Genomic DNA, 26,644 nt, shown 5'->3' on the forward strand with positions numbered 1-26,644 from the left:
ACAATATATTTCCTATTTTTATTCTGGGTTGATTCCGAGCGATCGCAACTGTTCTGCTAACCTTTCAGCCCGTTGGCGCTCTTGTTCTGCTCGTTGACGTTCCTGTTCTGCTTGTTGTTCAACTGCTTGTAAACGCTGCTGGGTTTGTTCAACCTCCTGTAACGCGGTATTGAGTTGTTGAGAAATATCTAAATAACTAACAAAAGGTTGACCGTCGGGACGATACAGTTGTAATTCTTCCCCAGAACAATTAAAACGAATTCCCAAACGGGGACTCACCCAATTTTCCATGGTTTCAATTACTTCTAAACCATCTTCACCGCGTAACCAACCTGTTAAATCATTTTTATCGGGATCATAAATATAGTATTCTTCCACACCATAACGGTGATAAAAAACCTGCTTTTTATTCATTTCCGTTAAGGTATTTCCCGGGGAAAGAATTTCAAAGACGACTTGGGGAGAAATGTGATTTTCTTTCCACTGCATATAAGATCCGCGATCGCCTTTAGGAACACCAAATACCACCATCACATCGGGTGCTTGACGAATTTTATTATTCCCTTCAACAGCATACCAAAGTAAATCACCCGCCACAAACACATTAGGATCATTGGCAAATAACCATTCTAAATTATGATAAATCACCGTAATCCAGCGAAATTGTTTGGTATTATCTGACATAGGTTTTCCATCGCTATCAGGGTAAATAATATCGGTTTTTTTCCTTGCTTCTATTCCAACCATAACCCTCCTGTTGTTGATAGATGATTAAAACTTTTGAGTTAATGCGTGGGCTAATCTTACACACCTTACAATATTATTTTGATTTTATCATATTTAATGGTAGGTTGCAATTATTTGAACTAACTGATAAAATCCATCATCAAACTGTATACAAAAATGTTCATAATCAAATGCTAGAAAGGGTAAAACTTTATAACTTCAAAAGTCATCGCTCAACGCCACTAAGTTTAGATGGTTCTCGCCTACACGCACTCGTAATAATATGTCTGTTGTTGAAAGTGTTTTTTGGGAATATAATAACCGCAGAAACTGGGAAGATTCTGATTAGTCTAATTCTCTATAAACATCTTCTCACTTTCTTTATTAGACATCTCCGAAAATCCTCAAATGCCCTCTATCGCTACTTTTTGAGCCTCTAGCACTCCTGTGCCGGGTTCTCCTAAAGTAACGGATTCATAGGCTTTTTCAGTTACATTAATAATAATTAATGAATTTTATTTCTGATATTCAATCATTTTTCAAAAGTATTCTGGGCAATTCTTAGATGATAATACAATCGCTCCTATTCGCCATCTTATTAGTCCACATACTGTCAAGATTACTGCTTCATAATTTTGGCTCTTTAACCGAAATCTTTCGGAAGCAACTCGATAAATTTTTATCAGTCTTATTAAATGTTCGACTACAATCCTTTGTTTGGCTTTTAACCGATTTTCTTCTCGATGTTCAAGGGATATTTCTTGATTCCTCGGTTTCTTATGTGGTGTATTAATTGCTGTTTCCCCTACATAAGCTTTATCCCCCCTGTATTTTTGATGATTCCCCAATTCCTCCCTTCTTTCTCTCCACAATTTCAGATCGCTTGTTGCTCCGGTATAACCCACAGCTACATCCACTATTTCTTTCCCGCTCGGCATGACAATGACTTGATTTTTAAACGTATGTGTTTTTTTCTTTCCTGAGTAATATTTTTTCTGCTCTTCGTTGTCTATTGGTCTTTGCATGGGCTGTTCATAGCTATCTACTATTAACTCAAATTCCAGCAGAATTTCTTCTACCCACTCCCAATCACTCTCGTTTTTTTTTACTTGCTCAACTAAACTGGCTGGCAGTAATTCTCTGAAGATTTTTATCCAGTTATGGAAAATATCATTCGCTGTTGATTCACTCACTTCAAACTGTAACCCTAACATTTGAAATGTGGGCATCTGATGCAGATAAATTAGAGTTAGTAAGATTTGTTCATCGACAATAGCCTTTTTGTTTGCTGGGGATTCTTGTCCAGATAGCCTCTTAATTTAGTCATCTCTCCTTGGGGTAAAATCTAATTTTACCATCAAGTATCCCTCCCCATTTTTATTTCGGAGATGTCTAATGAGTTCTAGGCGATCGCTGTCTGTAAATCCTTCCCCTTGATACCATCGTTGCCAAACTTCTAAGGGCAAATAGGAGAGTTTTTTATAGGTTTTGGTAAACTCTAAATCATCCTTTCCTCTGGGATATTCTTTGGGGAAAGCTAAAGGTTTAGGAAGATAGTAGATATACTTTTCTTTCTGATAACGATAGATAAAGGTAGAACTAAGACGAAAACAAGGTGATTGTTGAAAGTTGCTTAATAGTTTTTCTACGTTTTCTTTGCCAAACAAACGAGCATAGCTACTGATTAAAGCACTAAATAAAGTATCGGATCGGACTCGTTCTCGGCTTTCTTCTAGTCCGATTCCCACTTCACCAAAATGGGCAGGCGTTTGTCCGAAATTGAGTCTGATTAATTTCCAATTACTCATAATTTATGATTTTTTTTCAGATAACAGGGCTTTAATATCACTAAAACGACTTAATAATTCTCCGATATCTTTAATCGCTACGGGTAGGAATTTTCCACCGCCACTGGCAATTTGTCGATAACGTTCAATATCCCGATACTCAATCTTGAAGTTTTCAAAGCGGATTTTTCCGTAACCTCTGGAACCATGACCGCCGAGTGCATCGTCTTCTAAAATAGCAAGGGCGATCGCTAAATTCTCTAAATCTTCTGCGGCTTGAGTTTCATCTTCAACGGTATATACTATTTCAAATTTGAACTTAGAACCTGCGGGAACTCGTTCTAATTGACGAGGATTTGCCGCCGCCGTAACTCGATCTATTCCATTTTCAAATTTCCACTCGGTCATATACAAACCCGTGTCAATTTTTTCTAGTTGTTTAGCCGATTCTTCTGTTAAATGACAGTCTCTAACAATTAATCGTGCTGGTTGATTTCGTCCTTTTGTTTTGATATGGTTTTCACCATTAATGGTTTGAGGATTGCCTTTATCATCTAATCCTTCTGACCTAATAATATCAGCTTTGAGATAACAGCTTGATCCTCCTGTTGACCCAAATACTCGACTTAATTCACAGGTTCTCGCCCCTTGATAGCGAACAAATTTACCTGGGGAAATCTCTGTATATCCGTCTTCTAAATCATCGCTTTCATAACGATAGGTTCCGCTTCCACCTGAACGATTTAAGGGTTTTTTTAACCACCGTTCTAATATCGCCCGCAGTTTTCCTTTAATTGAAGAACCGGGGAGATAGGGGCGCTGGGTCATGGGGTCACGAATGACGGGTTTATCTAATCCCCCAATATCTAAATTTTCACCGCCACCGCCAATATGTAATCCGGTTTCAACGACCAAGGTACTGGTAATAATAATTTTTCCGAGTAAGTTTTTTTGGGGTCTATCAATTACAGTCATGATTTATCTTCCTCCTTCAGCTTTATGGTAGGCAATGGTTGATTCAATGAATTGAACAAGTCGTTCAAAGTCTTCTAAACTATGTACTTTGTCAATAGCAATAGACATGATACTACTAAGCGGTTTAGCGGCTTGTTGTCGGGCGGCAGCATAGGCAAGTTTGGGTTTTAACAAGACAATTTCCGGCTCAATTTTACTGAAAACTTTTTTGTTACTTTCTTCTTTGCTCAACACTTTTTTGTTATTTTCCTCACTATTTTGATCACTTTGATCAGCATTTTGAGTAATTTTAACTTTCAGTCGATTAATGGCATCTAAAAATTTGCGAACTTGGTTCGTTTCCAATCTCTGCTCCTTTAGATAAGGGCCGAATTCTTGAGCGTGTTTGACTAAATCTCTAATTGAATAGTCTTTGAGAAATTTCAGAGATTTGATGTGATTTTCAATGTCTTTATCAATGGGCATAGTTAACTCAAATTATAGGTTAAAAATCTGTTCCGGGGTTAAATTGAGTTCGGGGAAGGTCAGAGAAATAATTCTCTGATTTCCTTGATAAGTTTGTTCCTCATACAGTCCCTCTACTAACTGCAAAATGGTGATTTTTTGTTCATTTGGATCAACAATCCAATATTCAGGAATCCCGACAACGCTATATTCTGATCTTTTATAGCGGTAGTCCCTGATTTTGGATTCGGGACTAACAATTTCTACTGCTATAATTGCTGATTCGACAATAGCCGATATATCCCGGTGGGTGATTTGCTCTCTATTTATAACAGAAATATCTGGGATGCGAGAGCGATTAATAGATGTTCTGACTCCTATACTATGCAACGTTATCCAAGGCAAATTAACTCGATTAATTTCTGCTTCCAAGGCATTTGTTAAGAAGCGGATAATCAACGCATGATCAAATGTTGGGGGATTCATTAGAATTAATTCTCCGTCTTCTAACTCATAACGGTTATCTGTCCCATCATCATAATTTAGATAGTTTTCAAATGAAAGTTTTGGGGGAGTTGTTATTGTCATCATATCATAAATCCTAAGAATTTGATTAACGATTTAAGTATTCAATCCAAGTAGCTATCGCTCGAAAATAAGGAGCATTATAAGGATTTTTTAATGAAGTCATTACAGGTCTAAATCCTTCATTATTGCGAACCTTATCCGGCAATCTTGCTAAAGTATAGGCGATTTTGGGTAAGTGCAAATAGTATCGAATATCATTCAGGGAATCTTCATCTCCTTTTGCTTTAGTTTTTTCTTGGAATTCTTTAATTTTCTGCTCTTGGAGTTGAGCCGTTGTTAATAAGTTACGGACAAAATTTCTGGAGGTATTCACTTCTAATTCTAGGGTTTGAAGTTTTTGCACAAAGGGGAGAACTCCAAACAGATCAGGGAGAGAAACCGTTTGCAAATATTTTTTTATTGTAGCATCAATTGTTTGTAATTGTGAAACTTTTATATTTTCTTTACCTAACCATTCTTCCCACTTTAATGCTGTATTAAATAACCCTAAACTATCCCGTCCATTTCCTTTGGCTTTTTCTTCAGCACTTCCTGATCCTGAAGCGGCTTGATAGAGGGGAAATTTTGCCCCCGCTAAACTAATTCCACCGGAAATAGTAATATCTGGATGTTGACCTGTATAGTGGCGAAAGGATTGATAAACATCAAAACTAAATTCTACAACTTCATTCCAAGCACCACTAATAAATAGATCATCTCCTCCCGCATAAATGAATACTAAATTTTTGCGATCGCTTTGACTTAAAGACTTAACTGAATTTCCCAAAGGTTTAAATAAATTATCCTCTCGATTTTCCGCCAAACTATTCAGATATACTTTAAAAAAGTAGGTCATTTGTCGAGATAACCCCGCTAGTCTGGGTAAATTTTGATGTTCTCCTAACCCTTTGGCGAAAATTTGACCGAGTTTATCAACATCCATTCGCAGATAACCCACTCGTTTAATTCCTTCAGCAATATCCGCTAATTCATTAGCACGAATTGTTTGATTTTGTTCTTCGTAACTTTTTTGAGCATATTGTCCTAAAAACAGAGGAGATGGATTTTTAAAGCATCGAAAACGGTAGTGTTCTAAATCCCAATCATTAACTAATAATACCGTATCAGATTGTTGAGTGGTAATCTGTTTCCACTGACGAAAAACATGATAGTAAATTGGGGTTTCCTCCCAGTCAAAATCAATCGGAGGATGGTGTGATCCCGTTAATTCTTTTTCTGGAGAGCGAATAATCAGATTAACTTTGAGTAATTCTTCTCCCAAAGCAAACATTTTTCGACAAGTTGGACAAGCTAAAACCGAATCTGGATCAGAAAGGGGTTCTAAATTTTCTGTATCATCTCGATGACAAACTCTACAGGGTTCATAACTGGGTTTTATGGCTAGAAAGTCACTAATTTCTGTTTCAAATTTCCGATGTTTGAGTTTTCCTAACTTTTGAGGAACTTTTTCCCACGCTTCCGAGAGAGATTTTTGACTTACATTTGCTGTTGGTAACTCAACATAATCTAAAGCCAAAAATACCTTCCCTTGAAAATTTTTTCTGAGCCATTTATTTAAGCGATCGCCTATTTCCTGAACAGCCTTTTTAGCTTTTTCTTCATCTCCCGATGACAGAATATAGAGATTTCCGCCTCCCGCATAAATTACGCTAGTTTTAGGTAAATCTAATTTAATTAACAGTTGTTGAACAATTTCTTCTGTGACTAATTCTAAATAAAAACTTCTAGCCCGTAGAGATTTTAACGCCCCATCGGAAGAAATTGTATATATAAAATTTTGAATCCCTGATAAATCACCCGCGATTAAATAGAGGTTTTGAGCTTCATAATCTTCTACTAACGCCGCAGCGACCGCCGCCGTTGAACGCGCCAGATCAATTAGGGCGACATCAGAATAAACAAAACTGATAAATGATCCGTATTTCTCAACAATTAGGGTTAATAATGATAAGTTATTCCAGTCAGATTGAGTTAAATTAAGGTCTTGTATTTCTTGATTAATTTGATTTTTTAGAGTCTGTAACTCATCTTTTGTGGGTTCTTGATTGACTGGATAAGGAATAATTGGATCTTGATTTTTAATAACTTGGGGTTGGGCGTAATACATATTATCTTGTTCATGATCCAGTTTTACTGCATCAAATAATAGGCGTAGGGGTTTAATTTCGCTAGTTTCTGTCCAAGAAAATAGTTTTTTAGCATTATTAATTGCCTCATTCTTTAAATCTGTTTTAAACTCACTATTTAAACTAAAATTAGACCATTTCAGTAATTCGAGAACAGCTTGCTGCATCACTCCTAGTGCAGCTTTTAATGATAAATTATCACCCGGATTATTCATCTGATATCCTTCTGATTAATTGTGAATTAAGGCTTTAACTTTATTTAACAAAACTTCTGGAATAGCAGGAGCTTGACCCATTACCCAAGCGCCACTGGTGATCTCAATATAGGGTTGAATTTGATGCACCTCCTCCGTATTAGTTAACACACTAGAAATCACCGCCACAGGAGTTAAATTTCCTCTTTGACCACAGAATTCATGCCATGGGTTGACCGCTTCTAGTTTAGAACTAATAATCAAATAGTGGCTACAAGCCTCTAATATAGGATACTTCTGCGGTTGCACCATGCCGCCAACATCCACAATAATTAACGATTTGTGACGTCGCAATTGTAGGATACCCTGGGCATGATATGGATAAAAACGCTCCGTTAACCCGCCTCGATTTTGGGCTTTAAACGTTTCAATAACCTCCCTGGTTTTGGAATTTGTGGCTATGACAAATCGGGCAAAGCGTTCTATTTTATTGGGTTTTATGGGATTGTAATGTTTTGTGGGTTGTTCTCCTTTGTTGTCGCAAGAAGCTAGAAAGCGTTACGACGTCAGGGATGAAGATTTTTTGAGATTTTTATGGATTTGGGGGTTGACTCGTTAGGGAATTTCGGTTATGGTCTTGAATATCGAGAAATTTACAGGTTCGGGCAGTTAAAAACAACCTATTTTAGTTTTTATACCAGCCCTGTATCCGTGCTCTCGCGCAAACGCACTTTGAAAACTAAATAGCGTAAGGTTTCCATAAGGGTAGGGTTAGTTTCTACCTTTTCCCCGCAAGGGGACGGAAACTTGATGATGTCAATTATTTGCTCATGCTTACGGTCTGAAGTGATTATGGTAGTTTTCTATCTTTTCCCCGCAAGGGGACGGAAACTTGATAGTGTCGATTGTGATGCCGTCAAAGTCTGAGGTGTAGCTTGAGAGTAGTTTTCTATCTTTTCCCCGCAAGGGGACGGAAACCCTGTAAATTCGTTGAATGACCAAATAGTTATATAATCACAATCGCCCCAACTCCTGCAAGTTTTTCAAATCCAGTTCAAAATCTTCCACATCATAGGAATAAAGAGGAATATGGCGCTGCTTCAGAAGTTGACGAAAAACATCAGTAGGCATATCCGCTAGTTGACTGGCATAACCTACTGTTAAGTGACCCGTCTCAAATAAATAGAGTGCAATTTCTTGACAAAACTCCTTTGGGGTCAGTTGAGAGGCTTGGATAATTTCATCGGAGATTATAATAGCGATGGAAACACCTCCCTAGAGAATTTAAACTCTGAAACCACTATAGCAATTTTTTCTAAAATATCCCATATTCTAATAATTTGATAACTCATCTAACGCCTCTTGATGTAACCGTTGACGAATGGAAAAAGGAGCAATCACTTCACCATTTCCTCGCCATTCTCGTAACCGCATTAACACATTAATATCCCCCACCCGTATCCATCCTTGATAATAGCAATCCTGGGGAGAACGTTGGCGAATAATCTCTAATACCGCCTTTTGTTCCTCTAAATTCGGAATATGACGGCGAATTAATTTAGGTAAATCTGTATAGGAAATCGGCTTAAAAGTGGGGTGTCTATCCGTATTATCCACATACCAACGGTCGAAAGTCGGGTTAAATCGCATAATTAATAATTGACTGGGTAAATAGAAATTAAACCCCCAAGCCGCATCTAATTCTGTTTGTATTTCATCAGAAGTAGGCAGATTTTCTGTTAACCAGAGGTTGTTAAGTTCTGGGGGAATATGGCGATCGCCCCAAGACAAAACCCTAAGATATTTTGAAGCTATTCTATCCAACCGATAATTATGCCAGCCCAACTTTCCTTCCGGGTCAAACCCAAAAGCACTGAGATATTTTGCTCGGCGAACATAATGCAAACACACCGGATAAACCGTCACCTCCACTTTTTTGTCGTGGGCGGGTATCCAAGTTTTAAAATTAATTACTCCACCAATAGGATTGCGCCATAACAGTTCAATTTGTTCTTGATAACTGTCAACTTGATCCTGGTTTTCATCGGATAAAATATAATCAAAATGAATAAAAATTCGTTGTTGGGGTTCGGGTTCTTTCCGGTGAATCGGTTTAACCCCATCTTCTACTAATGCTTCCCATAAAGATTGTACCACAACTTCTAAATTAGGCTGCACAAAAGCCACGGATTCTAATACCCGTAATAGTCCCCAAAGTTGGGTTTTAGATAGTCCCGAAAAATTCAGCGTATTAGTTATTGAGGGAATAGGCAACTTTGGAGAATTTCCCCCATAGTAAGTAGGTGGTCATAAATAGAGTTAAAATAAGAAATGAAGAAATATCAGAGGAATAGTCATGCCACTGAGGTTAAGAATTCAACTAACAGAAGAAGAAAAACAAGAGCTACTAACTCTGTATCAGCAAGAGAAAGTTCCGAAAAGAACAAGGCAGAGAATAGATATATTAATGTTTAGTGATGGAGGATGGATGGTCTCAAAAATAGCCCAGACTTTAAGGTGTTCAGAAGCCATGGTAAGAAAAACAATAACTCGATGGATAAATCAAGAAAAAGAAGGATTATTTGATGCTCCTCGTTCGGGAAGAAAACGGAGGTGGAAAGAAGAAGATATAGAATATTTAGAAACTTGTATAGAGTCAGATGAAAGAACTTATAATAGCCGTCAACTGTCGGAAAAACTTCTGCGAGAGAGAGCGATCGCACTAAGCGCAGAAAGAATTAGAAAAATCTTAAAAAAAAAAGACTGGCGCTGGAAAAGAACAAAAGCCAGTTTAAAGAAAAAACAGAATCCCGAAAAAACAGCGAGCAAGAAAAGAGATTTGGAGACGTTAAAGCGTTATGAAGAAGAGGGTTTGGTCAGATTAAAATATTTAGATGAGGCAGGTTTTTGTTTATGGAGTCCTGTGAGTTACACCTATGTAAAAAAGGGGAAGCAGAAACAAATAAACCAGACGAAAAAGCGAGGAAAAAGATTGAATGTAATTGGAGTATTAGAAAAAGGAAAAAGTTTTGAGTACGGTTTAAGTTTGTCAGGAATTACAAGTGAGAATTACATAAAATTTATAGATTGGCAAGCGGAAAAAGCTGAAAAGCATTTTCAAAATACTCGACAAATTACCGTACTGATTCAAGATAACTACAGTGTCCATAAAAGTCAAAAAATACAAGAAAAAGAAAGGGAGTGGCAAGACAAAAAATTAGAATTTTTCTTCCTGTCTGCTTATAGCCCTGAATTGAATGAAATCGAACCAGAATGGCATCAATTAAAAACTCATGAACTGGCGGGAAGAATGTTTGAAGATGAATATGATTTGAGCCAAGCTGTGATTCAAGCCATTGAAGATAGAAACGAAAGAAATGATTGTACCTGCGATCGCTTGCGATTTAATTCCCTGAGTAACTCTCAAGAATTATCCTAAACAATCTTTTTCTATTATTGACTTTATTTATGACCACCTACTTAGCAACTAATAGTTGATGGTTTATATCTAGCAAGCGAGCACACTCTCCCTGCTCCTCCTGCGGCCACTGAGCCTGTCGAAGTGCCCCCTGCTCCCCCTGCTCCCTTTTCCAACCATCCCAGATTTATCAAGAATTTCAGATCATCGCGGAGACTCCGATGGACGGTGGCGAAGGGATGACCCTGTAACTGTTGGTGGAGTTCTGTATCTGACCATCCGGTCAGGGTTTTTAACTGTTGTTGCCATTCCCCCCAGGTTTCAGGAGAAAAGTGATCCTGGAGTAAATTTATCACCGAATCATGACAAATACAGCCATCATCAGTACACCCCGCGAGAATATCCCGAGCGTTGAGGCGATCGCTTTTGGGGTGTTTTTCCGAAAACAAGCGGTTTCGCAGGTCAGGATAGGTAAAAGGTTGGGGTAAATGGCTAATCCAACGGGACTCTATGCCATATAAGCGATGCAATAGAACCCATAATCTTACGGCCCGATGGAACCGAACGGCCAGTCGTCCCCCGGCCAAGTATTGTAATAGTTCTGCGGTTGGGGGATAGTCCCAGGAGATCAACATTTGTAGAAGGGTTCAATTCAACATACACTGATAATAGACTGATTGAACTCAAGGTGATCCATGAGTTAATTCTGACCTTTTCGACCTGCTACCCAACAACCACACATCTTTAACTGAATTTCTAATCTTGTCTTCCGTGTTGCCAACGGAAAATTTTTAGGAATAATACTACTGGATTTTTAATTAATTTCTGCTGCGTACTGTTTAGGCATAGCTGACAAAAGTAACAGAAGCATTTGTCCTGCACATTTTTTGTGTTTTTGCAACTTCAATGGAGACTCTTAACTTATGTTAACTTTTTTGTTATCTTCTGTTGTCAATGGGAGTGTTTTACTGCCTGAATATTCTGGAATAATCACAAACTTCGCGGGTAGTTCTATTGTTAAAATAGCTGATTCTTCTCCTTCATCAATTATTCTGGCTAAAGTTATTAAACCGGGGGAGGATGACCCGATTGTTCCTCCGAATTAACCCTAATTTCTACCTGGGATATTAACTGTATTCCCAAGATTTAAGCCCACATTCCGCAGATATTTAAGCCAATTGAATTGCCAATTAAATTGTAATAAATAAAAGCCCAAATCATTACATGGCAATCATTTGGGCTATTTTTAATGTAGAATGATAATGAAAATAGCTGAACAAATAAAAATATGAAAAACCCCCTAGAAGCGATAGAAATCGTGAATTTAGACCATTTAGGAATAGTGGCAGGCGTAATAGATGAGATGGAATTAGTAGAAGAAGTCAATAAAAAAGTCGGATTAAGAGCAAAAGAAGCCGTAAGCCCAGGACAGGTAATGAAAGCAATGATTTTGAATGGATTAGGATTTTTGAGCGCGCCATTGTACCTATTCGATAACTTTTTTATAGGGAAGGCAACAGAACATTTAATAGGAGAAGGAGTAACAGCAGAGCAACTAAATGATGACCGAATAGGGAGAGCATTAGATAAATATTATCAAGTGGGAACAACAAAATTATTCACAGCAATAGCCCTAAAAGCAGCCCAAAAATTCCAAGTAGAAAGGGAGAGCGTACACCTAGATAGCAGTTCGATATCAGTAGAGGGAGAATACAAAAGTAAAGAAGAAGAAAATCAGGAAATAGAAGAAGAAATGAAAGCGATAAAAATAGTGCATGGATACTCAAGAGATAAAAGACCAGATCTGAAACAATTTATAATAGATATGGTGGTAAGCGCAGACGGAGATGTGCCATTGTATCTAAAAATAGATGACGGAAACGCCGATGATAAAAGCGTATTTGTAGAAAGGCTAAAAGAATTTAAAAAGCAATGGACATTTGAAGGAATATGTGTAGCAGACAGTGCCTTATACACAGCAGAGAATATAGGAGCAATGGCAGGAATGAAATGGATAACAAGAGTACCATTAAGTATAAAAGAAGCACAAAATAAGATAGTGGAGATAGAAGAGGAAGAATGGGAAGAAAGCCAAATAATAGGATATAGAATAGCAACGAAATCAAGTGAGTACGCGAATATAAAACAAAGATGGCTAGTGGTAGAAAGTGAAGCCCGGAAGCAATCGGCTATCAAAAAAATATCAGAGCAAGTAGAAAAACAGTTAGAAAACGCCAAAGCATCGCTGCGTAAGCTATCGAAACAAGAGTATGCCTGCATAGCAGATGCAGAGATAGGGATAAAAATATTATCAGAATCGTGGAAATATCACGAAATAAAAGAAATAAAATGCACAGAAAAAGCCAGTAATAAAAGCCCGGGTAAAACCGAAAAAGGGAATAAAGAAAAGACAATAGTTTATCAAGTTACAGGGGAAATAGAACCTAGGGAATCAGTGATAGAAGCGGAAAAAATCAAAGCAGGAAGATTTATATTAGCGACAAATATATTAGACAAGAAAGAGGTGAGTAATGAGAAGATATTAGCCGAATATAAAGCGCAGCAAAGTAACGAGAGAGGATTTAGATTTTTAAAAGATCCATTGTTTTTTACAGCGAGTGTATTCGTGAAAAAACCAGAGAGAGTAGAAGTAATAGCGATGATAATGGGATTGTGTTTGTTAGTGTATAACCTAGCCCAAAGAAAATTGAGAAAACAACTAGAAACAGCCCAAGAAGGGGTGAGAAATCAGGTCAAAAAATTAACGAATAAACCGACGATGCGGTGGATATTTCAAATGTTCCAAGCAGTGCATTTAGTCAGGATAAATGGAGAGAAACAAGTGAGTAACTTAACCCAAGAGCGTCAAGAAATATTGCAGCATTTAGGGAAATCTTGCTGTGAATACTATTTAATGATTTCCGGGGGATAAAGATTGAGAGAAAGGGGAAAATAGTTGTAAACAAATCTAAGTTATGAGTCAAGATGAGAACTCTTGGCTGGAACGAACTTGGTTATAAAATACAAATATGTTAAAAAAAGAGGATTCTATTTCTATGAAAAAATAGCAATTATTTATGTTTAGTTAAATAGCGGTAAATTAGCTATAAAATCTGATAGTAAAGCCTCGGAAGTTCAACGAAGAACTGTAAGGGTTTTCAATTTTTTAGAATTAGTGGAAAATTTAGCCCCCATCTGCGGAATGTGGGTTTAAGAGCAGTGCCAGCGTCCTCGCTGGCTAAAAATTCTAACTATAGCGCTAGGGAACAGGGAACAGGGAACAGTAAGCAGTGAAAGGGTTTCAGAACTCAAAAGTGTCCTAACTGTAATGCGTAGCGCTATAATTTCTATTCCCTGTTCCCTTGTTACTGAGCGAAGCCGAAGTATTCCCTCTGATCTAAAACCCACAATCGGGGTTAATAGATAATCGCCAAGTCCGGTTAAAACCTGAACCAAAGGTATCATAACTGTGACCTAAACGATAGGGAAAATGTCCCACTGGAATGGTTTTAGGATCGCCTTTTTCATAGCTCATATCCCGAGGCGCAAGGGGCCAGCCCACCGCCTGTTCAAAGGTTTTGTAACGGTCTTCGAGTTTCTCCGAAGAATGGCCCGTGGCTTTGAGAATCTTGCCCTGAACACTCAAACCAAACCGCCCACCGGAGTATTTTACCCAAAGCCGATCAACCCCCTGGAGTTCTGAACAGGGAATCTCAGAAATTACCAAGGGTGCCGGAATATGAGGGCGATTTTCCATCGGAATTCGATAGGCTTCAAAGAGTTCCAGGGTTTTCATGTCCGCTTTAATCCATTCACCCGTCGCTAACGCATCAATCACCCCACAGTATTTAACCCGATGGGTGATGGAAGCCACCCCATTCCACACTCCCCCACTCACGCCGTTACCCGTGGTGGCGGGTAAATGTCCTTGGGGGGCGCGGGGCGAAAAATTCAGTTGTTCATATTTTAGCCACTGGCCGCCTTTACGCCAACGGACGCGATCGCCAAATTTCTCAGCTATCTCGGGGGTATACTCACCGATTATCCCCCCGAGAGATGTCCAAATTTTTTCCTGTTGGCTAAACCCAAAACGACCGTCACTGTAATAATTCCACAAGCGATTAATGGTTTGCAAATCCTCACAGGCTAAACCTTCCACATCCTTTTTTCCCAACCAACCTTCTGCTTGTCGGTTACTCAATTTAAGTAAAATCTGAAAGGTTTCTTGATCGGCTTCTTTCCAGCGATTTTCAGTTAACAACTGTTTCAGGGGTTGATAGTTTATATTGGCATTGGAGGTTAAATCAAAGACCGGATCAGGTTTAGGCGGTTGAACCCCAAACTGACAAGCCTGAAAACTCCAAAAGCCTATCAATACCATCCATAATCGCCAAGTTGAAGATTTTTGTAACATATTGAGGGTGATTGTATCAGGGAGACTAGCTGAAATCAATGCTATAAATTGCCAAAATCATGATATTATTTTAGTAATATTTAGGACGTATTGAGTCAAAAATTATGTCTTTTTTGAGAAAAGGATTGATCTTTTTCCTGACTTGTTTAGTCTGTTTTACCGTTACGATTACCTCTCATTTTCACCTTTCTCCCGTTTCTGCAACGGAAACCCTGATCGTTGCTCAAGTTCCGACGGTTAATTTGAGTCAACTGCCACCGGAAGCCCGAAATACTTTAAAATTAATTGATCAGGGCGGGCCTTTTCCCTACCCGGAAAAAGATGGATCAACTTTCTTTAATCGAGAAAGATTATTACCCAATCAATCCAATGGCTATTATCGAGAATATACCATACCCACTCCCGGGATAGGACATCGGGGGGCAAGGCGTTTTGTCGTCGGGAGTCAGGGGGAAATTTATTACACCAGTGACCACTATCAAAGTTTTTTTAGGGTTTTAAGACAATGAATCAAATATTAGATCTGATCCAGGGCAAAAGTCAGCCCAAGATTTATCAGTTTCCCTTAGATATTTCGCCCGAGGACTTATCTCAACTCTGTCAAGAATATGACTGTCATTTATTTTATTTTGACGGAACTTCAATTAACAATAAAGCTGATTTTCTAAACACCGCCAGCACCGTAGTCAATTTACCGGAATATTTTGGCTATAATTGGGATGCTTGGCAAGATTGTATTACCGATCTCAGTTGGTGTGATGCTTCATCTTATTTGCTAGTTTATGATCAATGGCAAAATTTTTCCCAGGATCATCCCAATGATTGGCAAATATTAAACGATATTTTTTCAGAAGCGATCGCCTATTGGATTAAGAGAAATAAACGGTTTTATGTATTATTAATCAGTCCTTGAATTCTCCTCGTTGCTAGGTTCCACCTAGCAATGCTATTTTGCAGGCTCCGCCTGCTGTTTGAACCGGAGGCAGAGCCTCCTATTTGCATTCCTAGGTGGAACCTGGGAACGAGGGCAACGAGGGTAATAATCTAAGAAGAAATACTGTTAATAAAACCTCAACTTTAACACCTTTTAATCCAGTCACCCCTTTAGACGTACAATAGAAGAAATGAACCTAAACACAAATGAGGGGAAATAATTGTCAGAACTTCCTGACATTTCCCCTCATTCGTCATGCTGTATCTTAACTGGAGACATTCAACCGTGGTTGCACAATACCCTGACACCTACGAACCCAAAACCCTAGAAATTGCTAAACAATTACTGGTGGCGACCCAAGAAAAAAAACGCTCATTGTTCGGACAGTTACAAGACCAAATGCGCTTAGATGATAAGCTCCTCGACTGGACAATGGCAAACCCAGGTTTACGGGTACAATTATTTCATTTTATTGACTGTTTACCCGCATTACGGAGTAAATCCGAAATTGCCGCCCACCTTCAGGAATATTTGACAACAGCAGAAGTCGAACTTCCCGATATGTTGAAAAAATTACTCAACTTTGCCAACCCCGACTCCGTACCCGGACAACTGGCGGCGACTACCGTAGCTCCGGCGGTAGAAACCCTAGCTCAAAAATATATTGCTGGGGAAAATATTCCTAAAGTGATTAAAACTTTAGAACAGTTACGCAAAGATAAAATGGCGTTTACTGTTGATTTATTAGGGGAAGCTGTTATTACGGAAACTGAGGCGCAGTCTTATCTAAATAATTATTTAGAATTGATGGAAAAACTCAGTGAGGCTGCTAAAAAATGGCAGAATATTCCCCAAATTGATCAAGCCGATGGTAACCCGATTCCTAAAGTTCAAGTTTCGGTTAAATTAACCGCATTTTATTCCCAATTTGATCCTTTAGATGCTCAAGGAAGTGAAGAAAAAGTCGGTGAACGCATCCGTATTTTATTACGTCGGGCGCAGGAATTGGGGGCAGCGGTGCATTTTGATATGGAACAATACGCCTATAAAGATTTAACCTTCAGTATTTTAAAAAATCTGTTGATGGAATCAGAATTCCGCAACCGGACAGATATTGGGATGACAGTACAAGCCTATTTACGAGAATCTCAAAAGGATTTAGAAGGGATTATTGAATGGGTGAAATTGCGGGGATATCCGGTGAGTGTTCGACTGGTAAAAGGGGCCTATTGGGATCAGGAAACGATTAAATCTATGCAGAATGACTGGCCCCAACCTGTCTATAATGATAAGGCGGCGACGGATGCTAATTTTGAACGATTGACTAAATTGATGTTAGAAAATCATCAATATATTTATTCAGCTATTGGTAGCCATAATGTCCGTTCTCAGGCTAGAGCGATCGCGATCGCCGAAACCTTAAATGTGCCTAGTCGTGCCTTTGAAATGCAGGTTTTATATGGTATGGGTGACCAACTGGCTAAAGCTTTAGTTCAGAAAGGATATCGGGTGAGAATGTATTGCCCCTATGGGGATTTACTACCTGGAATGTCCTATTTAATTCGACGGTTATTAGAGAATACGGCTAATAGTTCTTTTGTGCGCCAAAGTTCCGAGAATCGCCCAGTTGAGGAGTTATTATCTCCCCCAAAAGATAACCAGAATAGTAATATTTTTGAGACTTGGAAACCCGTATTTCCTAATTCAGCCGATACCAATTTTTCTAATGCTGCTTTACGGGATAAAGGGGTGCGGGCCTTAGAAATTGTCTATAACCAATTGGGACAAAACTATAACCCGTTAATTAATGGTCAATATGTGAATACCGCCCAAATGGTGGACTCGGTAAACCCCTCCAACCCCTCGGAAATTGTTGGGAAAGTCGGGTTAATTACCATTGACCAAGCGGAAACCGCCATTCAAGCCGCCAAAGCTGCGTTCCCTGCCTGGCGGCATACCCCCGTGCGGGAACGGGCAGGTGTGCTACGCAAAGCCGCCGACCTGTTTGAACAACGGCGAGCGGAGTTTAGTGCTTGGATGGTCTATGAAGTGGGAAAACCCTTGCATCAGTGCGATGCAGAGGTATCGGAAGCGATTGATTTTTGTCGCTATTATGCCGATGAAATGGAACGGTTAGATCAGGGCTACCAGTATGACACCGCCGGAGAAACCAACCGTTATAACTATCAACCCCGCGGCATTTCTCTGATTATTTCCCCCTGGAATTTCCCCCTGGCGATACCTGTGGGCATGACGGTAGCATCTTTGGTAACGGGTAACTGCACGTTACTCAAGCCTGCGGAAGTGTCATCGGTGATCGGTGCTAAAATTACGGAAGTATTAGTTGATGCAGGTGTGCCACCGGGTGTGTTCCAATTTGTGCCAGGAAAAGGCTCAACGGTGGGTTCCTACATGGTACAACACCCGGATGTTCACATGATTACCTTCACGGGTTCCCAGGAGGTGGGGTGCCGGATTTATGCTGAAGCGGCACTGCTGAAACCTGGACAGAAACACCTGAAGCGGGTGGTTGCCGAAATGGGGGGCAAAAATGCCGTTATTGTTGATGAAAGTGCCGACCTTGACCAAGCGGTGGCGGGGGTGGTCTATTCTGCCTTTGGGTATACGGGTCAAAAATGTTCGGCCTGTTCCCGGGTGGTGGTCTTGGAACCCGTTTATCAGGCGTTTGTTAACCGTTTAACGGAGGCAGTAAGGTCTTTAAATGTGGGGGATGCGGCGTTACTGAGTACGCAAGTCGGGCCAGTGATTGATGCCAATGCTCAACAGAAGATTCAGGAGTATATTGAGATTGGCAAACAAGAAGCAGAATTAGCGATCCAAGTGGCTGCACCGGAAACCGGTTATTTTGTCGGGCCTACGGTTTTTATTAATGTTTTACCGACGGCAAAAATCGCCCAAGAGGAAATTTTTGGGCCTGTTTTATCGGTAATTAAAGCGCAAAATTTTGAGGAGGCTTTAGATATTGCCAATGGGACTAATTTTGCTTTAACCGGGGGTTTATATTCCCGAACTCCCTCCCATATTAGCAAGGCTAAAGCGGAATTTGAAGTGGGAAATTTGTATATTAACCGAGGCATTACGGGGGCTATTGTTTCCCGTCAACCCTTCGGTGGTTTCAAACTTTCCGGTGTCGGTTCTAAGGCGGGGGGCCCAGATTATCTATTACAATTCTTAGAACCCCGTCACATTACTGAAAATATTCAACGTCAGGGTTTTGCACCAATTGAAGGGATGGAATAACCCCACCCTAACCCTCCCCTTATCAAGCCAGGGTGTTTTCATTGTCGGGGGTAAAAAAGAAAATAAAAGTGATCTTTTTTTGGTAAAATCAAAGAAAGATCACTTTTATTTGATTTTAAAAAACTATGTTAAACAGTATAATCGAACAACTGAAGTTAGTCAAGGATTTTCGGAAAAATCGTGGTAAAAGACATGAATTATGGGTAGTGTTGACTATCATTGTTTTAGCACTGCTAACTGGCAATGTTACTTATAAGCAAATAGATAATTTTAGAAAAAATGAAGAAAATAAGCTAATTAAATTATTAGAAACTAACACTAAAAAATTGCCGTCTTATAGTACCATAAGACGAGTAATGCTCGGAATAAATTCAATAGAAATTCAGTTGGTTTTTCAGTCAATAGTCCAGGAATATTATTGGCAACAAGAAGGCGTTGATTGGATTGCGATCGATGGAAAATCTTTAAAAAACACCCTGACTAACTATGAAAATCAGAAACAAAATATGTTAATTATGGTATCTTGGTTTAGTCAAGAAACAAAGTTAGTAATTAAATCGGAAAGTTTTGAAAGTAAACAAAGTTCTGAAAACGCTAAAGTTCTGTCTATGATAGAAAAATGCGGGTTATTAAATAAAGTATTTACCCTCGATGCTCTCCATTGTAGTAAGGAAACAACTCAGGCAATAATTGAGAGCAAAAATAATTATTTAATTACGGTAAAAGGGAATCAAATTAAATTGCACAATCGGATCAAGATTTTAGCAGAAATCGAAAAACCTTTAACGGTATATGAAGAAAAAGATGTCAGTCATGGGCGAAATATTAGCAGAAAAGTATCAGTATTTGATAGCCAAAATGTCAACCATAAAAATTATCCTCATCTTCAAAGTTTTATTCAGGTAGAAAGAACGGGTTTTCGGGGTGATCAAGAATATAATGAGACTTTATATTATATTAGTAGTCAGAAATTAAGTGCGAAAACATTTGCAGAAAAAATTAAAGCACATTGGTTAATTGAAAATCAAGTACATTGGGTCAAAGATGTGAATTTTAATGAAGATAAATCAAGAATAAAAGGCATAGACGTAGCCGGAAAATTCTCGTTATTAGTAACATTAATTTTGAATATATACAGAAGTTTGGGTTTTAGCTCAATAAAAGAGGGACAGTCATGGTTGGGAAATAATTGGGAAAAGATTTTAGCGATCGCCTGAATTAATTAAGTTTTTAAAACTATTTTTCTAAAAAAACATTCAAAATATTTAATAATAAATAGTCATAAAGTCTTATTAATCAAGACAATGGCTATCTTTTGCTGTTAATAAATATGAAAATTGTTCATTCTTAATATTTCCCACTTATCTGATGAAAATTAGAGAGAATTTGATCGGAAAAATTGATAATTTTTTTTGAAGATAGCGATCGCATTTGGGAAAATGAAAACCCCCTGCTTATCAAGAGGAGGGAAGAAGATAAGGCGATCGCTCTTTTTAAGTTAAAGGGCGATCGCGCTATAATTAAAATAAGATTATTGAGGAGTTGAAAGAATATGAACCATAAACTCATCGATTCTTTAGTTCAAATCATTTCTTCATTAACACCTGAAGAAAGACAAAACCTAGAAAAACAATTAGCAAATCAGCAACTATTAATTCAACAGTCTTCTATTTCTATTAAAGATGATCCTTGCGTGGGAATGGGGAAAGATCGAGAAGATTTACAGAATTATAGTGAACCTAATACTCAAGAATGGCTTCATGCAGTTGCCAACAATCCCGCCTTTGACTTTCTAAAAAACCCTGAAGAAGATATTTACACCATTACTGATGGAAAGCCGTTTTATGATTAAAGGTAAAGTTGTATTAGTGCCTTTCCCTCCCGTCTTTTGGCAATTGACTTAAAACTTCTTCTGGAATATCTTTAATAATATCATCTGCTACTTCCCAAATGGGTTTATAAGGTTTTTCTGTCGGTTTAACGGTTTCCTTAAGAGAGCGAATGAACTCTAAGACCTCATCCAGTTGAGAAGCAGGAATTTGTTCTAATTCCTGTAGAATTACTTCTTTGGTTGTCATAGTGCTCTTATTGATTAATCTAAGTTAATTATAGCATCTTAGTAAATTGTATGATCGGCGATCGCATTCCAACACATGAACCAGTCAGAAAAGCGATCGCCATTTTTAAAATAGCGATCGCTCTTCTCTGCTTTAACTTAATTAGATAAGTGATTGCAATTTTCATGGGAATATTAGGGAAAGTTGGCAAGGAGAATATAAACCTATCGAGGCCAAACTTTAATTGCTATATCAGCTAATTTGTCAGCACGAGCTTTAATTTCATCAGCGTTCCAAGCTACTATCTCTTCAAAATATTTATTAAGGGAAACATTAGAGTCCCGATATTTCGTTTTCTTTTCATCAAAGGGTTTGTTTCCAAGTTCAGAATTGTATCCTGTTAGCGTAAGATTTCCCAAAGTATGTAATAATTCTTTTTTTACTTGGCTAGAATTGTTACCTAGCATCTTTTCCCATTGAGGGGTTAATGTTTGAGGCATAATATGTTCAATCGTTAGATTGTCAGGATCTACTTTTTCTTTACTAAGCGTAAAATTTAAACTTTCCAGAATTAATTTAATTCGATCAGAATTCTTTGAACTATACAAAGACTTAGTAATAATTTTTTTACGAAAATCCTCATCTGAGGGCCAAATTTTCTCTTTTTCATATCCGCACAGAACTGTCTGTAGTCCCTTTACCAAGTCATCGGAGTTTGCTGCTTGAACTTCTTTGTATAAATTATTGAATACCTTACCCAAGCTTTTTGTAGAAACATCAGCAAACCAACGACGCACAAAATAAGACTCTAAGTAACCCAAAATAGTTTCAAACTGTTCAAGAGAAAGTTTATCCTTATCAAACTCGTCATAAACGTTAAGCAGGAAAATATGGCAAGTTGTGAAGTCCAAACGCATTAACCGCTCGAACCTATAACGTAGCTTACCTTCTGATTCTCTATGATAAAATTTTAATCGCTGATAGTATTTAATAAATTGTATAATTTCTTCTAACTTAGATTCAATTTCATTAGGCGCATTATCAAAACGATTTTTGATGACTTTATAAACTTCTTTCTCATTTACTGCTTCTCCATCTTTACGCAAATAAAACCAAAATGCAGTTGTTAATTCACGCGCATATTCTTTTGGAGGTACATTAGCCTTGAATTGATTTTCAAGATGCAACCATTTATCCTGATATATTTCTTCTCGTTTCTGACGGGGCAATTTCATGAAAATATAGTTACGCACTAAGTCAGCTTGAGTTAGTTCTTCTCCCTTATAATTTAAGCTTTCAAAAATCAGATACGGATTATCTTGCTCATCGGAAGTAATATTAACTAGAATTAAACGTTCTAAAATAACAGTCTTGAATTTTGCTAAATCTAGTGCCAAACCTCCTTCTTCTTGATGGGGTTTTTTAAGTTTCTCTTTGAAAAAATTATAACATTGGTATATCATGCCTTCTTTTTTCATTTCTTTCTCTTTTGTGGCTGTGACAATGCTTTGATAAGTTTCCTGATCTCCTTGAGTTGGTAATACCTTGTAAAAATCTTCACCTTCTTTATATTGATTGGTTAAAATTTTATCATACAACTCTCCAGCAAGTTTTTGATTTTTATCCTTAATTGTTGGAGTTTTATCTTTTAACAAATACTGACGAATAGCAGCTAATAAAACAGTGAGAGTAATTAAGCGTTGTTGCCCATCAATAACTAGAAAAGGAGATATACCATCTGCTGTTCCAAGTATTGCCTGAGTAACAATAGCCCCCACAAAATATGAACCTTCTACTTCATTAGTATAAAGTTTCATCAGATCTTCCCAAAGATTTTCCCAGTTTTCTGTAGTCCAAGAGTAGGGTCTTTGAAAAAGGGGAATTTGGAATTGTTTAGTACCTTCTAATAGATTCCTAAGAGTTGTTTCTGTAGCTTTCATGTTGTTGGTTTAATTCAAGATGTTTTTATGTTTTTCTGTTTTGGGTAAAACAGTTAATCTTTAAGATTTTACCATAATCTTTAGAACTGTTATATTTGCTGCTTACAATGAGAATTGTCAGCCTTGCCCCACTAAAGTGCTACTACAAGCAGCGATCACTAAATTCCATATTACAATACAAGCGTAAATCTGAGCAGAATTGCTTTCTGGTAACTTTCCAATCCAATTTTCCGTGATATGATGTGCAAAAAACCATGAGTAGTAATAACCCCAAAAAACCAGGACATTAACTGTTCACCCGCAGTTCTAATCCCCAGACTTTCCATGATAGCTCTATGAAGCGCAAATGGCTGTATAAATTCCTATCTCCGAATCGGCAGATTGTCCCCTATTTGGTTCTGTTGGGTACTTTGGTGCTAACGGCGATCGCCACCTATTATGTAGAATCAACAGCCCGTAGTCAGGATAAGTTGCAATTTAATGCCTCCGCCCAACAGACGGAAAACCTGATTCGAGATCGGGTTAAAACCTATATTGCCTTGCTCCGCGCCGGAAGCGGTTTATTTGCCAGTCATGATACCGTGGATCGAGAAAAATTCCGCGCCTATATGGAACAGTTACAACTGCGGGGCGAATATCCTGGGATTCAGGGAATAGGGTTTACGATTCGGGTTCGACCCTCGGAAAAAGATCAATTAATTGCCCAGATGAAAGCTGAAGGTATTCCTAACTTGGCGATCAATCCTGATTATCCTCGACCGGAATATCATGCCATTATCTACCTAGAACCCCTAGATAAACGCAATCAAGCCGCCATTGGTTTTGATATGTTTACCGAACCCGCGCGTCACCGCGCCATGGAACACGCCCGGGATGCAGGGGTGGCCGCGGCATCGGGGAAGGTTAAACTCCGACAAGAAATCGATGGCGAACAACAAGCGGGTTTTCTGATCTATTTTCCCATTTATCGAGGTAATTCTACTCCCCCAACGGTCACAGAACGCAGGGAGAAATTGCTGGGATTTATCTATAGTCCGTTTCGGATGGGTGACTTGATGAAAGGGCTGTTCGGAAATCACCGAGAATCTTTTATCGATTTTGAAATTTATGATGGTTTAGCGATTACTCCATCTTCTCTATTGTATACTTCTAATCCCGATCGTCTATTAGGTTTTAAGCCCCAATTTGAGCGCCGAAAAATGCTCTCGATTGCCGGACAAACTTGGACGATTGTTTATACTTCCCGTCCTGAACTTGATTTTAATTCCCAACGTCTGATTGCTCCCTATATTGCCTTAGTAGGAAGTTGTGTTGGTATTATCTTATTTGGATTAATGCGATCGCAAATTAAAGCCCGACATATTGCGGAAAAAACCGCCACGGAACTGCGAAAATCAGAAAAAGCTTTGCAAGATAGTGAAGCCCGATTTCAGGCTTTTATGGACTATAACCCGGCCGTCGCTTGGATTTGCGATCGCCAAGGTCGAATGTTATATTTCAGTAGAAGTTATACCCAAACCTTTCCAGTTTCCCAAGACGCTTCAGAAACAACTATATTTGATATTTTTCCTCCAGATATAGCCTCTAAATTCTTGACTCATACTTCGATCGTGGCTTCGCAAAACTTGGTTTTAGAAGTGATTGAATCTCTGCCTCGACGTGGCAGCCAAATCGGAGAATTTCTCATCTATCAATTTCCAATTTGGGTTGATCAGGGAGAGCCATTAGTTGGGGGTGTCGCCATTGATCGCACAGAAAGTCATCGAGCCGAAACCCTATTGCGTCGCTCAGAAGTACAATACCGGACAATGGTTGAACAATCTCCCCTGAGTATTTCAATCCTATCATTAGATGGTTCAGTTCAGCGAGTGAATCGAGCCTGGGAGGAGCTATGGGGAATTAAAGCAGAAACGATTAAAGACTACAATCTTTTAGCTGATCAACAACTGATTGAAAAGGGGGTAATTCCCTATATACAAAAGGGTTTAGCAGGGGAAGCCGTGGCTATTCCTCCGATTTTATATGATCCTCATCAAAGCTTCCCAGGACTGTCGAGTTATGGGTATGCTCAACGCTGGGTTGAGGCTTATATTTATCCGGTGCGGGATGAAATGGGTGAAATTCGCGAAGCCGTATTTATCTACGAAGATATCACAGAACGCAAACACGCCGAGGAAGAATTACAAGAGAGTGAAGCTCGGTTTAGAACCTTAATTGAAACCACCTTTGATGGCATTATTATTCATGAAAATGGCATAATTCTTGAGGCTAACCAAGGAGCGTCTATTATGTTTGATTACCCTTTAGGGGAAATGATGGGATCTTCTTTGCTGGATTTTGTCACCCCCGAGAGTCAGGATTTAATTATACAAAATATCAGAAACAACTTAGAAGCTCCATTGGAAGCAATGGGATTAAGAAAAGATGGTACAATCTTTGATGTAGAAATCATCGGGCGTGATCAAATTTATAAAGGACGTCAAGTTCAAGTAACAGCCCTGCGCGATATTACCACTCGTAAACAATTAGAAGCTCAACTGCGTACCCGGGCGGAGGAGTTAACAGAAGTTAACCGCCTCAAAGATGAATTTTTAGCCACACTTTCCCATGAATTGCGGACTCCTTTGAATGCTATTTTAGGATGGACACAACTGTTAATATCCCGAGATTTAGACAAAGAAACATTTAATCGGGCGACAGAAACAATTAATCGGAATAGCCGAGCTTTATCCCAACTGATAGAAGATTTATTAGATGTCTCTCGAATTATTAGTGGAAAACTAAATTATAACCCTAATCCCACTGCTTTAATGCCGGTGATTGAATCTGCAATTGAAACGGTACGCTCCATAACTGAGGCGAAAGATATTAAAATTAATATTTCCTGCGAGCCTAATATTGGGATGGTTTTAGGGGATAGCAACCGTTTGCAACAAGTGATATGGAATCTATTAACCAATGCGATAAAATTCAGTTCAGAAGGGGGAGAAATTCAGGTGAGAATTTATAAGTGTCAGGATCAAAATTCCTTGGGAACTGATAGCAATTCTGAAGCCATAGATTATGCAGAAATTCAAGTTATTGATAACGGACAAGGGATTAGCAAGGAGTTTTTACCCTTTGTGTTTGAAAGATTTCGTCAAGCCGATGGTTCAATTACTAGGAAACAGGGCGGATTAGGATTAGGATTAACCATTGTTCGCCATTTAGTTGAAATCCATGGAGGAACCGTAACCGTCAATAGTCCCGGGTTAGGACACGGGACAGTATTTACCGTAAAATTACCCCTAATGACACCCAAAATGTCAAAGGATTATCAGAATCTTCAAGGAGGTTTTAGTGATCAGGATTTGATGTTTGAAAGTTGTTTAAAACTCAAAGGGGTTAAAATTTTAGTCGTTGATGATGAACTGGATGCTCGGGATTTAGTCGCTCATATTTTAGAGAATTGTGGGTCAGAGGTGGTGACCGTTGGGAGTGCAGAACAAGCCATTAATATCTTCAACGCCAATAGTACCACATCTCCATTTCATATTTTAGTTAGTGATATTGGACTGTCAGAGCAAGACGGTTATTCACTAATGCGTCAAATTCGTCTATTACCCCCGGAAGAAGGAGGACAAATACCTGCTTTAGCACTTACAGCCTATGCCAAAGATGAAGATCGTCAAGCCGCATTCTCCGCCGGATTTCACGCCCATTTAGCCAAACCCGTAGAACCCTATGAATTACTATTTACCATTGCCAATTTAATTGGAATTATTAGATAATTAGGTAATG

At 38.6% G+C, this 26,644-nt stretch carries 24 protein-coding genes; 9 read left to right on the forward strand and 15 right to left on the reverse strand.

All coding sequences use genetic code 11. The features are described from left to right. Positions 1–18: 18 nt before the first annotated feature. The 10 genes from PL9631_RS00880 to PL9631_RS00925 all read right to left on the reverse strand — a co-directional run bounded on the left by PL9631_RS00880 (position 19) and on the right by PL9631_RS00925 (position 9,114). On the reverse strand, positions 19–747 hold the full coding sequence (locus PL9631_RS00880; protein ID WP_083616158.1) for a Uma2 family endonuclease: 729 nt from the start codon (positions 745–747) through the stop codon (positions 19–21). A 518-nt stretch (positions 748–1,265) separates the two neighbouring features. Next, positions 1,266–2,045: a transposase family protein gene (locus tag PL9631_RS00885; RefSeq protein ID WP_331281244.1), complete on the reverse strand. Its 780-nt coding sequence runs from the start codon at positions 2,043–2,045 to the stop codon at positions 1,266–1,268. Next, positions 2,046–2,534 carry a type III-A CRISPR-associated RAMP protein Csm4 gene (gene csm4, locus PL9631_RS00890; RefSeq protein WP_083616160.1) on the reverse strand — a complete coding sequence of 163 codons (489 nt, stop codon included), beginning with the start codon at positions 2,532–2,534 and terminating at the stop codon, positions 2,046–2,048. Between the two features lie 3 nt (positions 2,535–2,537). Then, entirely contained in the window at positions 2,538–3,488 is a 951-nt protein-coding gene (gene csm3 / locus PL9631_RS00895; protein ID WP_083616161.1) for a type III-A CRISPR-associated RAMP protein Csm3, read from the reverse strand. Between the two features lie 3 nt (positions 3,489–3,491). Continuing rightward, on the reverse strand, positions 3,492–3,953 hold the full coding sequence (gene csm2, locus PL9631_RS00900; RefSeq protein ID WP_156090400.1) for a type III-A CRISPR-associated protein Csm2: 462 nt from the start codon (positions 3,951–3,953) through the stop codon (positions 3,492–3,494). Between the two features lie 12 nt (positions 3,954–3,965). Further along, a complete protein-coding gene (locus PL9631_RS00905) occupies positions 3,966–4,523 on the reverse strand; it encodes a Uma2 family endonuclease (protein ID WP_197046209.1) in 558 nt (185 codons plus the stop codon). Between the two features lie 22 nt (positions 4,524–4,545). After that, entirely contained in the window at positions 4,546–6,861 is a 2,316-nt protein-coding gene (gene cas10 / locus PL9631_RS00910) for a type III-A CRISPR-associated protein Cas10/Csm1 (RefSeq protein ID WP_083616162.1), read from the reverse strand. Positions 6,862–6,876: 15 nt separating this feature from the next. Then, on the reverse strand, positions 6,877–7,194 hold the full coding sequence (locus tag PL9631_RS00915; protein ID WP_156090401.1) for a hypothetical protein: 318 nt from the start codon (positions 7,192–7,194) through the stop codon (positions 6,877–6,879). 660 nt (positions 7,195–7,854) lie between these two features. Then, positions 7,855–8,103, reverse strand: coding sequence for a UPF0175 family protein (locus tag PL9631_RS00920; protein WP_083616164.1), 249 nt, complete (start codon positions 8,101–8,103; stop codon positions 7,855–7,857). Positions 8,104–8,172: 69 nt separating this feature from the next. After that, complete coding sequence (locus PL9631_RS00925; RefSeq protein ID WP_083616165.1) at positions 8,173–9,114, reverse strand: TIGR03985 family CRISPR-associated protein; 942 nt, start codon at positions 9,112–9,114, stop codon at positions 8,173–8,175. An 82-nt stretch (positions 9,115–9,196) separates the two neighbouring features. Here PL9631_RS00925 and PL9631_RS00930 point away from each other — a divergent pair, with 82 nt between their 5' ends. Further along, positions 9,197–10,279: an IS630 family transposase gene (locus tag PL9631_RS00930; RefSeq protein ID WP_083616166.1), complete on the forward strand. Its 1,083-nt coding sequence runs from the start codon at positions 9,197–9,199 to the stop codon at positions 10,277–10,279. A gap of 41 nt (positions 10,280–10,320) precedes the next feature. Here the strand turns inward: PL9631_RS00930 and PL9631_RS00935 are convergent, their stop codons facing one another. Continuing rightward, positions 10,321–10,893 carry a hypothetical protein gene (locus PL9631_RS00935; RefSeq protein WP_083616167.1) on the reverse strand — a complete coding sequence of 191 codons (573 nt, stop codon included), beginning with the start codon at positions 10,891–10,893 and terminating at the stop codon, positions 10,321–10,323. Between the two features lie 288 nt (positions 10,894–11,181). On the opposite strand from PL9631_RS00935, the gene PL9631_RS00940 reads away from it, so the two are divergent. Further along, positions 11,182–11,364, forward strand: a complete 183-nt coding sequence (locus tag PL9631_RS00940; protein ID WP_083616168.1) for a hypothetical protein — start codon at positions 11,182–11,184, stop codon at positions 11,362–11,364. Between the two features lie 182 nt (positions 11,365–11,546). Then, positions 11,547–13,190 (forward strand): IS1634 family transposase, encoded by a 1,644-nt coding sequence (locus tag PL9631_RS00945; RefSeq protein WP_083616169.1) that lies wholly within the window; start codon positions 11,547–11,549, stop codon positions 13,188–13,190. A gap of 465 nt (positions 13,191–13,655) precedes the next feature. Here the strand turns inward: PL9631_RS00945 and PL9631_RS00950 are convergent, their stop codons facing one another. Next, positions 13,656–14,672 carry a GUN4 domain-containing protein gene (locus PL9631_RS00950; RefSeq protein WP_083616170.1) on the reverse strand — a complete coding sequence of 339 codons (1,017 nt, stop codon included), beginning with the start codon at positions 14,670–14,672 and terminating at the stop codon, positions 13,656–13,658. A 104-nt stretch (positions 14,673–14,776) separates the two neighbouring features. On the opposite strand from PL9631_RS00950, the gene PL9631_RS00955 reads away from it, so the two are divergent. The 5 genes from PL9631_RS00955 to PL9631_RS00975 all read left to right on the forward strand — a co-directional run bounded on the left by PL9631_RS00955 (position 14,777) and on the right by PL9631_RS00975 (position 20,719). After that, entirely contained in the window at positions 14,777–15,181 is a 405-nt protein-coding gene (locus PL9631_RS00955) for a ribonuclease domain-containing protein (RefSeq protein WP_083616171.1), read from the forward strand. After that, entirely contained in the window at positions 15,178–15,585 is a 408-nt protein-coding gene (locus PL9631_RS00960; RefSeq protein WP_083616172.1) for a barstar family protein, read from the forward strand. The genes PL9631_RS00955 and PL9631_RS00960 overlap by 4 nt, the downstream gene beginning before the upstream one ends. A gap of 306 nt (positions 15,586–15,891) precedes the next feature. Continuing rightward, on the forward strand, positions 15,892–18,867 hold the full coding sequence (gene pruA, locus PL9631_RS00965; RefSeq protein ID WP_083616173.1) for an L-glutamate gamma-semialdehyde dehydrogenase: 2,976 nt from the start codon (positions 15,892–15,894) through the stop codon (positions 18,865–18,867). 125 nt (positions 18,868–18,992) lie between these two features. Beyond that, positions 18,993–20,084 carry an ISAs1 family transposase gene (locus tag PL9631_RS00970; RefSeq protein WP_083616174.1) on the forward strand — a complete coding sequence of 364 codons (1,092 nt, stop codon included), beginning with the start codon at positions 18,993–18,995 and terminating at the stop codon, positions 20,082–20,084. Between the two features lie 335 nt (positions 20,085–20,419). Then, on the forward strand, positions 20,420–20,719 hold the full coding sequence (locus tag PL9631_RS00975; RefSeq protein ID WP_156090402.1) for a hypothetical protein: 300 nt from the start codon (positions 20,420–20,422) through the stop codon (positions 20,717–20,719). 13 nt (positions 20,720–20,732) lie between these two features. Here PL9631_RS00975 and PL9631_RS00980 read toward each other — a convergent pair whose 3' ends face one another. The 3 genes from PL9631_RS00980 to PL9631_RS00990 are packed head-to-tail and all read right to left on the reverse strand — an operon-like array spanning position 20,733 to position 22,864. Then, the gene (locus tag PL9631_RS00980; protein WP_083616175.1) at positions 20,733–20,945 is read right to left on the reverse strand and encodes a hypothetical protein; all 213 of its coding nucleotides are present in this window, start codon (positions 20,943–20,945) and stop codon (positions 20,733–20,735) included. Between the two features lie 28 nt (positions 20,946–20,973). After that, positions 20,974–21,111 (reverse strand): hypothetical protein, encoded by a 138-nt coding sequence (locus tag PL9631_RS00985; protein WP_156090403.1) that lies wholly within the window; start codon positions 21,109–21,111, stop codon positions 20,974–20,976. Between the two features lie 37 nt (positions 21,112–21,148). Further along, positions 21,149–22,864, reverse strand: a complete 1,716-nt coding sequence (locus PL9631_RS00990; protein WP_197046211.1) for a DUF262 domain-containing protein — start codon at positions 22,862–22,864, stop codon at positions 21,149–21,151. A gap of 335 nt (positions 22,865–23,199) precedes the next feature. On the opposite strand from PL9631_RS00990, the gene PL9631_RS00995 reads away from it, so the two are divergent. After that, positions 23,200–26,634, forward strand: coding sequence for a hybrid sensor histidine kinase/response regulator (locus tag PL9631_RS00995; RefSeq protein ID WP_083616176.1), 3,435 nt, complete (start codon positions 23,200–23,202; stop codon positions 26,632–26,634). The last annotated feature ends 10 nt before the right edge of the window (positions 26,635–26,644 follow it).

Source organism: Planktothrix paucivesiculata PCC 9631 (assembly GCF_900009265.2).
Classification (GTDB): domain Bacteria; phylum Cyanobacteriota; class Cyanobacteriia; order Cyanobacteriales; family Microcoleaceae; genus Planktothrix; species Planktothrix paucivesiculata.

Excerpts from the sequence above, each read along its gene's own strand:
- csm3 (WP_083616161.1), bottom strand. The coding sequence starts at position 3,488 with ATGACTGTAATTGATAGACCCCAAAAAAACTTACTCGGAAAAATTATT.
- PL9631_RS00960 (WP_083616172.1), top strand. The coding sequence starts at position 15,178 with ATGAATCAAATATTAGATCTGATCCAGGGCAAAAGTCAGCCCAAGATT.
- PL9631_RS00985 (WP_156090403.1), bottom strand. The coding sequence starts at position 21,111 with ATGAAAATTGCAATCACTTATCTAATTAAGTTAAAGCAGAGAAGAGCG.
- PL9631_RS00945 (WP_083616169.1), top strand. The coding sequence starts at position 11,547 with ATGAAAAACCCCCTAGAAGCGATAGAAATCGTGAATTTAGACCATTTA.
- PL9631_RS00980 (WP_083616175.1), bottom strand. The coding sequence starts at position 20,945 with ATGACAACCAAAGAAGTAATTCTACAGGAATTAGAACAAATTCCTGCT.
- cas10 (WP_083616162.1), bottom strand. The coding sequence starts at position 6,861 with ATGAATAATCCGGGTGATAATTTATCATTAAAAGCTGCACTAGGAGTG.
- PL9631_RS00880 (WP_083616158.1), bottom strand. The coding sequence starts at position 747 with ATGGTTGGAATAGAAGCAAGGAAAAAAACCGATATTATTTACCCTGAT.
- csm4 (WP_083616160.1), bottom strand. The coding sequence starts at position 2,534 with ATGAGTAATTGGAAATTAATCAGACTCAATTTCGGACAAACGCCTGCC.
- PL9631_RS00970 (WP_083616174.1), top strand. The coding sequence starts at position 18,993 with ATGTTAAACAGTATAATCGAACAACTGAAGTTAGTCAAGGATTTTCGG.
- PL9631_RS00940 (WP_083616168.1), top strand. The coding sequence starts at position 11,182 with ATGTTAACTTTTTTGTTATCTTCTGTTGTCAATGGGAGTGTTTTACTG.
- PL9631_RS00930 (WP_083616166.1), top strand. The coding sequence starts at position 9,197 with ATGCCACTGAGGTTAAGAATTCAACTAACAGAAGAAGAAAAACAAGAG.
- PL9631_RS00955 (WP_083616171.1), top strand. The coding sequence starts at position 14,777 with ATGTCTTTTTTGAGAAAAGGATTGATCTTTTTCCTGACTTGTTTAGTC.
- PL9631_RS00935 (WP_083616167.1), bottom strand. The coding sequence starts at position 10,893 with ATGTTGATCTCCTGGGACTATCCCCCAACCGCAGAACTATTACAATAC.
- PL9631_RS00950 (WP_083616170.1), bottom strand. The coding sequence starts at position 14,672 with ATGTTACAAAAATCTTCAACTTGGCGATTATGGATGGTATTGATAGGC.
- PL9631_RS00990 (WP_197046211.1), bottom strand. The coding sequence starts at position 22,864 with ATGAAAGCTACAGAAACAACTCTTAGGAATCTATTAGAAGGTACTAAA.
- PL9631_RS00905 (WP_197046209.1), bottom strand. The coding sequence starts at position 4,523 with ATGATGACAATAACAACTCCCCCAAAACTTTCATTTGAAAACTATCTA.
- PL9631_RS00995 (WP_083616176.1), top strand. The coding sequence starts at position 23,200 with ATGAAGCGCAAATGGCTGTATAAATTCCTATCTCCGAATCGGCAGATT.
- csm2 (WP_156090400.1), bottom strand. The coding sequence starts at position 3,953 with ATGCCCATTGATAAAGACATTGAAAATCACATCAAATCTCTGAAATTT.
- PL9631_RS00975 (WP_156090402.1), top strand. The coding sequence starts at position 20,420 with ATGAACCATAAACTCATCGATTCTTTAGTTCAAATCATTTCTTCATTA.